General features: G+C 64.2%; 10 protein-coding genes. 3 read left to right on the forward strand and 7 right to left on the reverse strand.

What is annotated here, in order from left to right:
• On the reverse strand, positions 1-1,190 hold a 1,190-nt coding region (locus tag EN964_RS16560), incomplete at its 3' end, for a PLP-dependent aminotransferase family protein (protein ID WP_164775845.1).
• A gap of 104 nt (positions 1,191-1,294) precedes the next feature.
• Here EN964_RS16560 and EN964_RS16565 point away from each other — a divergent pair.
• Positions 1,295-2,185: a DMT family transporter gene (locus EN964_RS16565; RefSeq protein ID WP_127272798.1), complete on the forward strand. Its 891-nt coding sequence runs from the start codon at positions 1,295-1,297 to the stop codon at positions 2,183-2,185.
• Between the two features lie 121 nt (positions 2,186-2,306).
• Here the strand turns inward: EN964_RS16565 and EN964_RS16575 are convergent, their stop codons facing one another.
• Both EN964_RS16575 and EN964_RS16580 read right to left on the reverse strand, forming a co-directional pair.
• Complete coding sequence (locus tag EN964_RS16575; RefSeq protein ID WP_127258661.1) at positions 2,307-3,347, reverse strand: zinc-dependent alcohol dehydrogenase family protein; 1,041 nt, start codon at positions 3,345-3,347, stop codon at positions 2,307-2,309.
• 98 nt (positions 3,348-3,445) lie between these two features.
• Complete coding sequence (locus tag EN964_RS16580; RefSeq protein ID WP_127271974.1) at positions 3,446-3,907, reverse strand: helix-turn-helix domain-containing protein; 462 nt, start codon at positions 3,905-3,907, stop codon at positions 3,446-3,448.
• A gap of 102 nt (positions 3,908-4,009) precedes the next feature.
• Between EN964_RS16580 and EN964_RS16585 the strand changes: the two genes are divergently transcribed.
• Positions 4,010-5,251, forward strand: a complete 1,242-nt coding sequence (locus EN964_RS16585) for an MFS transporter (protein WP_127273130.1) — start codon at positions 4,010-4,012, stop codon at positions 5,249-5,251.
• Positions 5,252-5,253: 2 nt separating this feature from the next.
• Here EN964_RS16585 and EN964_RS16590 read toward each other — a convergent pair whose 3' ends face one another.
• From EN964_RS16590 to EN964_RS16600, 3 genes are read right to left on the reverse strand one after another with little or no spacing between them, the layout of a single operon-like run.
• A complete protein-coding gene (locus tag EN964_RS16590; RefSeq protein ID WP_127271343.1) occupies positions 5,254-5,727 on the reverse strand; it encodes a DUF4262 domain-containing protein in 474 nt (157 codons plus the stop codon).
• Complete coding sequence (gene maiA / locus EN964_RS16595; protein ID WP_127271345.1) at positions 5,717-6,367, reverse strand: maleylacetoacetate isomerase; 651 nt, start codon at positions 6,365-6,367, stop codon at positions 5,717-5,719. Before maiA ends, EN964_RS16590 begins: the two co-directional genes overlap by 11 nt.
• Positions 6,368-6,371: 4 nt before the next feature.
• Complete coding sequence (locus tag EN964_RS16600; RefSeq protein WP_127273131.1) at positions 6,372-7,067, reverse strand: fumarylacetoacetate hydrolase family protein; 696 nt, start codon at positions 7,065-7,067, stop codon at positions 6,372-6,374.
• Positions 7,068-7,241: 174 nt separating this feature from the next.
• Between EN964_RS16600 and EN964_RS16605 the strand changes: the two genes are divergently transcribed.
• Positions 7,242-7,925, forward strand: a complete 684-nt coding sequence (locus EN964_RS16605; protein WP_027039066.1) for a response regulator transcription factor — start codon at positions 7,242-7,244, stop codon at positions 7,923-7,925.
• A 38-nt stretch (positions 7,926-7,963) separates the two neighbouring features.
• Here EN964_RS16605 and EN964_RS16610 read toward each other — a convergent pair.
• On the reverse strand, positions 7,964-8,290 hold a 327-nt coding region (locus EN964_RS16610; protein ID WP_127276547.1), incomplete at its 5' end, for a response regulator.

The following is an 8,290-nucleotide window of genomic DNA, read 5'->3' on the forward strand; positions in this document are numbered from 1 at the left end:
ATCCAGGGTGAGATGCCGATCGCCTTCAGGCGGGCGCCCGTCTCGCCCATGGCGCGCGCAAGCCGTGCGCGCAGCAAATCCATGTGCTTCCGGTAACTGCCGTCTTTGAGCAGCGTCAGCACCAATTCGGCCGCAAGCCGGCCGCCGCCAAAGGTGGTGGCGATCTTCAGGTCGGTCAGGGGCTCGATCCAGTCGCGGGGGGCTGCGATGAAGCCGCAGCGAACCGACGCCGACAGCGTCTTGGAGAAGCTGCCGATGTGGACGACGCGGTTCAGACCATCGAACGCCGCCAGCCTGGGGGCGGGCGCATGTTCAAAATCGGCGAAGATGTCGTCTTCGACGATAGTCAATTCCGACTGGTCGGCGAGCTTGAGCAGCCGATGGGCGGTGACTGGCGACAGCACCGCGCCGGTCGGGTTGTGGATGGCGGAATTGGTGATGTAGAGGCGCGGCCGATGCTCGGCCAGCGCCTGCGCGAACAGATCGATGTCCGGCCCCGACGGCGTGTAGGGAACGCTGACGACCTTGGCTCGGTGGGCGCGCAACAAAGCATGGAAGTTGAAGTAGCAGGGGTCGTCGACCAGCACGGTGTCGCCGGGCTCGATCAGGAACCGGCACAACAGGTCGATGGCCTGCGTGCCTGATTCCGTCAGCATGATCTGCTCGGGAGAGGCCTCGATGCCGTGCCCGGCCATACGCCGCGCCAGCAATTGCCGCAGCGGCGGCAGGCCGAGCGGCGTGCCGTAATCGGCCAGTGCGACATCGTCGGCACGCGCTACCGTGCGCAGTGCCCGGCGCAGACCGGCCTGCGGCATCCACGAGGCCGGCAGCCAGCCGCAGCCGGGTTTCAGCATGTCGTCGCCGGCCTCCAGGGACTGGCGTGAGATCCAGAGTGGATCGACCGCGCGGTCGAGGCGGGGGCCGATTTCGGCCAGCGACAGCGGCGCCAGCGATCCGGCGGCATAGAATCCGGAGCCCGGCCGCGAGCGGATCGTCCCTTCGGCGGCGAGCCGCTCATAGGCTTCGACCACGGTGGATTTGGACACTCGCATGGATTTGGCAAAGGCGCGGATCGACGGCAATTGCGCTCCCGGCGTCAGGCTGCGCGCCGCGATCCGCTGGCGGATCGTCGCCATGACACCTTCGACCAGCGTTCCGCTGCTCTCGCTTCCTGTGGTCTGTTTGTCCATCCGTACTGCTCTGCCAAGCATGACAGTTTTGCATAATTGTACCGCATTGTCTCTGGCGATACCACCGGCTCCGCGCGATACGGAGCCGACAAACGGAGCATACGATGGACAAGACCGCGAGCGGCTGGATGAATGGATTCATCGGCGTGTTGATCTTCAGCGGCTCCCTGCCGGCAACGCGCGTGGCGGTCAGGGATTTCGATCCGACATTCCTGACGTCGGCCCGGGCGGCGATTGCCGGCCTGCTTGGCCTGGCGCTGCTGCTTCTGTTTCGGCAGAAACGCCCGGAGCGCGGCGATCTGCTGTCGCTGGTGATCGTCGCACTTGGCGTGGTTGTCGGGTTTCCCCTGCTGACCGCGTTGGCGCTCAAGCACGTCACCACGGCCCATTCCATCATCTTCGTCGGCCTGCTGCCGTTGGCGACCGCGATCTTCGGCGTGCTGCGCGGCGGCGACCGTCCGCGCCCGGCGTTCTGGCTGTTTTCATGCATCGGCAGCGCGCTGGTCGCGGGTTTTGCCCTGACGCAGGGCGTGACGGCCTCGCCGGTGGGCGATGGTCTGATGCTGGCCGCCATCATCGCCTGCGGCCTGGGCTATGCCGAGGGCGCCGCGCTGTCGCGCAAGCTCGGCGGCTGGCAAGTGATCTGCTGGGCGCTGGTGCTGTCGCTGCCGATCATGCTGGTGCTGACGCTGATGACCATGCCGCCATCGTTCGAAGGCGTCGGCGTCAGGGCGTGGATAGGGCTTGCCTATGTCTCGCTGTTCAGCATGCTGATCGGCTTCGTGTTCTGGTATCGCGGGCTGGCGCAAGGCGGCATCGCCGCGGTCGGGCAGTTGCAGCTGCTGCAGCCATTTTTCGGATTGGCACTGGCAGCGACGCTGCTGCACGAGCAGGTCAGCCCGCTGATGGTGGTCGTCACGCTTGGCGTCGTGCTCTGCGTCGTAGGCGCCAAGCGATTCGCGAAGCAGGAATTGCCACGACGCGCGATCGCCTGACGACGGTGCCGTCCTCGCCCAATGCATGTCGCCCAAAAGTGGCCCCGGTTTTGGGAGAACGACATGCATAAAAACAAGGACCTAAAGCGCGTCGCCTGGATCCGTTCAAACGCGACGCGCTTTAGAACTTCGTCACCACTCCAATACCAATCCCCTCGAAGCCGCCCATCGCCATCAAGGCCGCGGGCGCCTCGTCGAGACTGATTCTCTTGCCGACCAGCAGTTCGGGCTTCAGCTTGCCGTTGCGGATCATGTCCATCATCGCCTGGTAGCGGTAGGCCTGCATGCCGTGGCTGCCAAGGATTTCGAGTTCGAAGGCGATCACCTTGTCCATCGGCACCTGCGGCCGGGCATGCTCGCCCAGCATCAGGCCGACCTGCACATGGCGGCCGCGCCGGCGCAGATTGGATATCGAATTGAACGAGGTGGTGGGGTGGCCGAGCGCGTCCATCGACATATGCGCGCCGCCATTGGTGATCTGCTTGACCGCCTTGACCACGTTCGGCGTCGTAGATGCATTGATGGTGGCGACGGCGCCGATCTTTTTGGCGAAATCCAGTTTCTCGTCGGTGAGATCGATGGCGATGACATTGGCGCCCATGGCGCTGGCGATCATGATCGCCGACAGGCCGACGCCGCCGCAGCCATGCACCGCGACCCATTCGCCCGGCGTCACCCGGCCCTGGTCGACGATGGCGCGAAACGAGGTGACGAAGCGGCAGCCGAGGCTGGCGGCGGTGGCGAATTCCATCTCGTCGGGTAAGCGCACTAGGTTGGTGTCGGCGTGTTCGATGGCGACATATTCGGCGAACGAACCCCAGCCGGTGAAGCCGGGTTGGGTCTGATGCTCGCAGACCTGGTGATTGCCCGAATTGCACTCGAAGCAGCGGCCGCAGCCGACGGCGAACGGCACGGTGACGCGCTCGCCGGCCTTCCAGCGGGTGACCTGCTTGCCGGCGGCGACGACGATACCGGCCAGTTCGTGGCCCGGTACATGCGGCAGCGTGATGCCATCGTCATGACCCATCCAGCCATGCCAGTCGCTGCGGCACAGACCGGTCGCTTCGACCTTGATGACGACGCCATCGGCTGCCGGCTTCGGATCGGGAACGGTCTGGATCGTCGGCGCTTCGCCGAATTTCTCGAAGACGACGGCTTTCATCGGTCACTCCACCCTCTGTGCTGCAGGAAACGATAGCCGATTCCCTGTCTGGTCGAGCGGAAATCGATTCCGCCACGCCTGTTGGCAGGCAGCAGCTCTTAACCGGTTTCGCGGTTGCGAAAGTCGGCAAGCCGGGTTTCGCCGGGGGCAAGCTGCCGCCCGTCCTCGGCATGGACTTCCAGGCGCTTGATCGGCCGGCCGGTGAGATTGTCGACCATGAAGGTATAGGGTTCGCCCGGTCCGGCGAAGTAGGTCTCGCCCCATTGCCGCAGGGCAACCAGGACATAGAACAGGCCGCGTCCCTTTTGCGTCAGCACATATTCATGGTGCGCGCTGCCGTCGGGTGCCGGGACCGTTTCGAGGATGCCATGCGCGACGAGATTGCGCAGCCGCGACGACAGGATGTTCTTGGCGACGCCGAGGCTCTTCTGGAATTCGCCGAAGCGCCGCAAGCCGTCGAACGCGTCACGCACGATGAGCAGCGACCACCAGTCGCCAATCGCGTCCAGTGGTCGCGCTATGAGGCAATCCGCTTCGTGGTGGCTCGTTCGTTTCACCATGGCAGTCGTTGGTCCAGCATTCGATTTTCGGTTGCAACATAAAACTGTTCTGCCTATCCAGCAAGAGGTTTCAAGTTGAAACCTTTTATGGAGAGAGCAGACATGAACATGCAGGTGGTGAACAGCGGTGCAACAAGCCTCGAGCAATCCGATGGGCCGCCTCGGGTGGCGCCGCCGCCTGCGGGATTGTCACGATTGACCGCGCTGATCTTCGCCATCGCCTGCGGCCTGAGCGTTGCCAATGTCTATTTCGCCCATCCGCTGCTCGACGCCATGGCGCATGATTTTGCTATCGCGCCGGCCTCGGTTGGCATCGTGGTGACGGTAACGCAGATCGGCTATGGGCTCGGCCTGTTCTTTATCGTGCCGCTGGGCGACCTGTTCGATCGCCGCAAGCTGATTGCCGGGCAGGCGATTCTGTCTGCCGTGGCGCTGGTGGCGGTCGGGGTCGCGCCCAATGCGGCGATGCTGCTGGCGAGCCTGGCGGTGGTCGGGCTGCTTGCGGTGGTGGTGCAGGTGCTGGTCGCCTTCGCTGCCGACCTCGCCGTAGCGTCGCAGCGGGGGCGGGCGGTCGGCACCGTCACCAGCGGTGTCATCCTGGGCATCCTGCTTGCCCGCTTCGCTTCAGGGGTCGTCGCCGATTTCGCCGGTTGGCGCTGGGTTTATCTTGTCTCGGCCGGGTTGACGCTTGTCATGGCGATGGTTCTCTACCTGATCCTGCCGCGCCACGAGGCGGAGCGGCCACGCACATCCTATCCGCGCCTGCTCGCTTCGGTGCTGCTGCTGTTCGCGCAGGAGCCGCTGCTGCGCGTGCGGGCGGTGCTGGCCATGCTGATCTTCGCCAGCTTCAACGTGCTGTGGGCGCCGCTGGTGCTGCCGTTGAGTGCTGCGCCATTTTCACTTTCGCATACCGAGATTGGGCTTTTCGGCCTTGCGGGCGTCGCCGGCGCGCTCGGTGCGCGCTGGACCGGCGGCCTCGTCGATCGCGGCCGCGGCCAGTTGGTCACCGGCTTCAGCCTGCTGCTGATGATGGCAGCCTGGCTGCCGATCGCCTTCATGGGCATGTCGCTGTGGCTGCTCGTTGCCGGCATCGTCATGCTCGATCTGGCGATCCAGGCCGTCCACGTCACCAACCAGAGCCTGATCTTCGCCCGGCGCCCGGATGCGCGCAGCCGACTGGTTGGCGGCTATATGATCTTCTACTCGGTCGGCAGTGCCCTGGGCTCCATCGCCTCGACCATGGCTTACGGTGCAATGGGCTGGAATGGCGTCTGTGTGCTTGGCGCCGGCATCGGCCTGTTGGCGCTGCTGTTCTGGGCGTTGACGCTGCGCGTCGGCAGATAGGCCTATGGCGACGGCGCGGTGTCGAGAAGCGGCTGCCAGGCCCGGAACCAGTTGCTCGCCTCGGCCTGCCATGGCCAGATGCCGTCCACAGTGGGATAGATCAGCTGGAGAACACGGAAATCCAGGCCGTCGTAGAACCAGAGGTCCCAGCCGAAATGCTCGCGGTAGTGTTCGATGTGAACGGTGCCGAATTGACAGTCGAAACCTTCGATAAAACCGGACGATCGCTGCCCTGGTTGGAAAACCTCGCCGGAGCGGACGCGGCTGCAATACTCGTTGATGATGAACTGGGAGATTTCCGGCTTCAGGCCGATGACGATGAGTTCCGGCGCCTTGAAGTTGTGCTCTATTCCAACCGAATAGGTGAAAGGCGGATCGTCGCCTTCCTCCAGCACATGCAAGATGTGGCAGCCATAGGCCTCGATATCGGCCAGCGCCTTGGCTTCATCCGGGTCAGTGGCTTCTCTACTCGGCATCGAGCTGGTTCTGGGGCGCGGCTTTCTGGAAGGCCGGCAGCGCCATGCAGGCGGCGTTGATGCGCGCGATCGTCGGGTAGGGCGTCAGATCGACGCCAAACCGGGCGTTGCTGGCAATCTGCGCGGCGAGGCAGATGTCGGCCAGGCCCGGCGCATCGCCATGGCAGAATGTACCCGTCTCCGCCGACGACGCCATGATCTTTTCAAGCGGCCGGAAACCCTCGTTCACCCAGTGGCGGAACCAGTTGGTGATGTCTTCGTCGCCGGCGCCGAACAGAGTGCGCAGCGAGGTCAGCACGCGCAGATTGTTCACCGGGTGGATGTCGCAGGCGATCATCTGCGCCAGCATTCTCACGCGTGCCCGGCCGGCCGGGTCCTTCGGCAGCAGCGGTGGTTCCGGTTTGGTCTCGTCGAGGAACTCGATGATCGCCAGCGATTGGGTCAGCAGCGTGCCGTCGCCGAGGATCAGCGCCGGCACCAGCCCTTGAGGATTGACCGCGAGATAGGCTGGTTCCAGATGCTCGCCATGGCGCAGATGATGCGGGACATAGTCGTAGCTCAGCCCCTTCATCTCCAGCGCGATCCGCACCCGATAGGAGGTGGAGGAGCGATAGTAGTTGTGCAGGATGAGTTCGCTCATGGCCTCACTTCGGTTGGCCGATGGTCACTTCGATGGTCCCGATGCCGTCGACGCCGCCGGTCATCGTGTCGCCGACGCCAACCGCGCCGACGCCTGCCGGCGTACCGGTGAAGATCAGGTCGCCGGGCTCGAGTTCCATCGCCTCGCTGCAGATCGACACGATATCCGATATCGGCCAGATCAGTTCGGCGAGGTCGGCGTCCTGCCTGACCTTGCCGTTGACGGCGAGCCAGATGCGGCCTTTCCGTGGATGGCCGGATTCCTGCGCTTGCACCAGCGGGCCGCAAGGGGCGGAGCGGTCGAAGGCCTTCGACCAGTCCCAGGGCCGGGCGGCCTTCTTGGCCTCGTCCTGCAGATCGCGGCGGGTGAGGTCGATGCCGACACCATAGCCCCAGACATGGTCCAGCGCCTTGTCGCGGGGAATGCGGAAGCCGGCTTTGCCGATCGCGGCCACCAGTTCGATCTCGTGGTGCAGATTGGCCGTCAGCGGCGGGTAGGGGATAGCGGTGCCGGAATCGACCACCGCGTCGGCCGGCTTGGTGAAGAAGAAGGGCGGATCACGCTCGTCATTGCCGAATTCGCGGGCATGCGCCGCGTAGTTGCGGCCGACGCAGTAGATACGGCGCACCGCAAAACGATCGGACGAACCGGCGACGGCCACCGATGCGGTTGCGGGCAGGGGAAGGACGAATTCTGTCATCAAGGGTCTCTGCTTGGTTGCCGGAACATTCGACCGATTTAGGGCCTGGACAAGGCGATTTGGTCGAGAAAGTGCCGGCGGCACTTTCCGCCGGAGATGGCGATATACTATTTGGCAATAATCTGGCCATGGTGGAGAGGTTATTCTAATCGCTCACGAACTGAAATGAACCCCATGACCGCAACCCACGATCGCGCCCGGTTCCTGATCATCGACGACCATCCGCTGTTTCGCGAGGCGCTGCACAGCGCCGTGCAGATGGCCTATCCGGAAGTCGACACGGTGGAGGCGCGCTCGATCACCGAGGCGCTCGATCTTCTGGCCGATGCCAAGCCGTTCGACCTCGCGCTTCTCGACCTCTCGATGCCCGACGTGCACGGTTTTGACGGGCTGCTGCAACTCCGGACCCGCTATCCGCGCCTGCCCGTGGTCATCGTCTCAGGCTATGAGGAGCCGAAGATCATTTCTGAGGCGCTGTCCTACGGCGCTGCCGGCTTCATCCCGAAATCGGCGCGCAAGAGCGACCTCGCCGCCGCCATACGCTCGGTGATGGAAGGCGCGATCTATGTGCCGGAAACCTATGAAGGCCGCACGCCGGACGCCGAAAGCGTCGACCGCGCCGACATGGTGCAGCGCCTGTCGACGCTGACGCCGCAGCAATTGCGCGTGCTGCAGATGCTGCGCCAGGGTCTCCTCAACAAGCAGATCGCCTACGAGCTGCAGGTGGGCGAGACGACTGTGAAGGCGCATGTCTCGGAGATATTGCGCAAGCTCAATGTCTATAGCCGCACGCAGGCGGTGATCGAGGTGTCGAAGCTGGACAATGCGGAGCTGTTTCGGGACCAGGCGGGATTTTGAGCTTTGCTGCGCTCGGCCCTCTGGAGATAAATGACCAGCTAAGCCAGCAAATGCGCCAGCAGCGCCCTTAGTTGTGCCGGTTTCAGCGGCTTGCGCATCAGTTCGATGCCGCCGGAGCGGGCGGCTTTGGCGACTGCTTCCGAACTGTCGGCGGTGACGATCAGCGCCGGCACGGCGCGGCCGAGATAGTCGCGGACTTCAGCGATGGTCGTGGTACCGAGATCGCCGCCGTCGAGATGCTGGTCGGCAATGACGATGTCGGGCACCCAGTCGGTGTCGCCAAGCATGTCGAGCGCATCGTCGGTCGAGGTCGCGGCCCGCACCAGGCATTGCCAGCGTTCGAGCAGGAAGGTCATGGCCTGCAG

The sequence above is a fragment of the Mesorhizobium sp. M7A.F.Ca.CA.001.10.2.1 genome, from assembly GCF_003998575.1.
In the GTDB taxonomy this organism is placed as follows: Bacteria; Pseudomonadota; Alphaproteobacteria; order Rhizobiales; family Rhizobiaceae; genus Mesorhizobium.

What these genes read in the sequence shown, in the direction of transcription:
- EN964_RS16575 (WP_127258661.1), bottom strand. Translation starts at nt 3,347, where the DNA reads ATGAAAGCCGTCGTCTTCGAGAAATTCGGCGAAGCGCCGACGATCCAG.
- EN964_RS16605 (WP_027039066.1), top strand. Translation starts at nt 7,242, where the DNA reads ATGACCGCAACCCACGATCGCGCCCGGTTCCTGATCATCGACGACCAT.
- maiA (WP_127271345.1), bottom strand. Translation starts at nt 6,367, where the DNA reads ATGAGCGAACTCATCCTGCACAACTACTATCGCTCCTCCACCTCCTAT.
- EN964_RS16580 (WP_127271974.1), bottom strand. Translation starts at nt 3,907, where the DNA reads ATGGTGAAACGAACGAGCCACCACGAAGCGGATTGCCTCATAGCGCGA.
- EN964_RS16585 (WP_127273130.1), top strand. Translation starts at nt 4,010, where the DNA reads ATGAACATGCAGGTGGTGAACAGCGGTGCAACAAGCCTCGAGCAATCC.
- EN964_RS16600 (WP_127273131.1), bottom strand. Translation starts at nt 7,067, where the DNA reads ATGACAGAATTCGTCCTTCCCCTGCCCGCAACCGCATCGGTGGCCGTC.
- EN964_RS16590 (WP_127271343.1), bottom strand. Translation starts at nt 5,727, where the DNA reads ATGCCGAGTAGAGAAGCCACTGACCCGGATGAAGCCAAGGCGCTGGCC.
- EN964_RS16565 (WP_127272798.1), top strand. Translation starts at nt 1,295, where the DNA reads ATGGACAAGACCGCGAGCGGCTGGATGAATGGATTCATCGGCGTGTTG.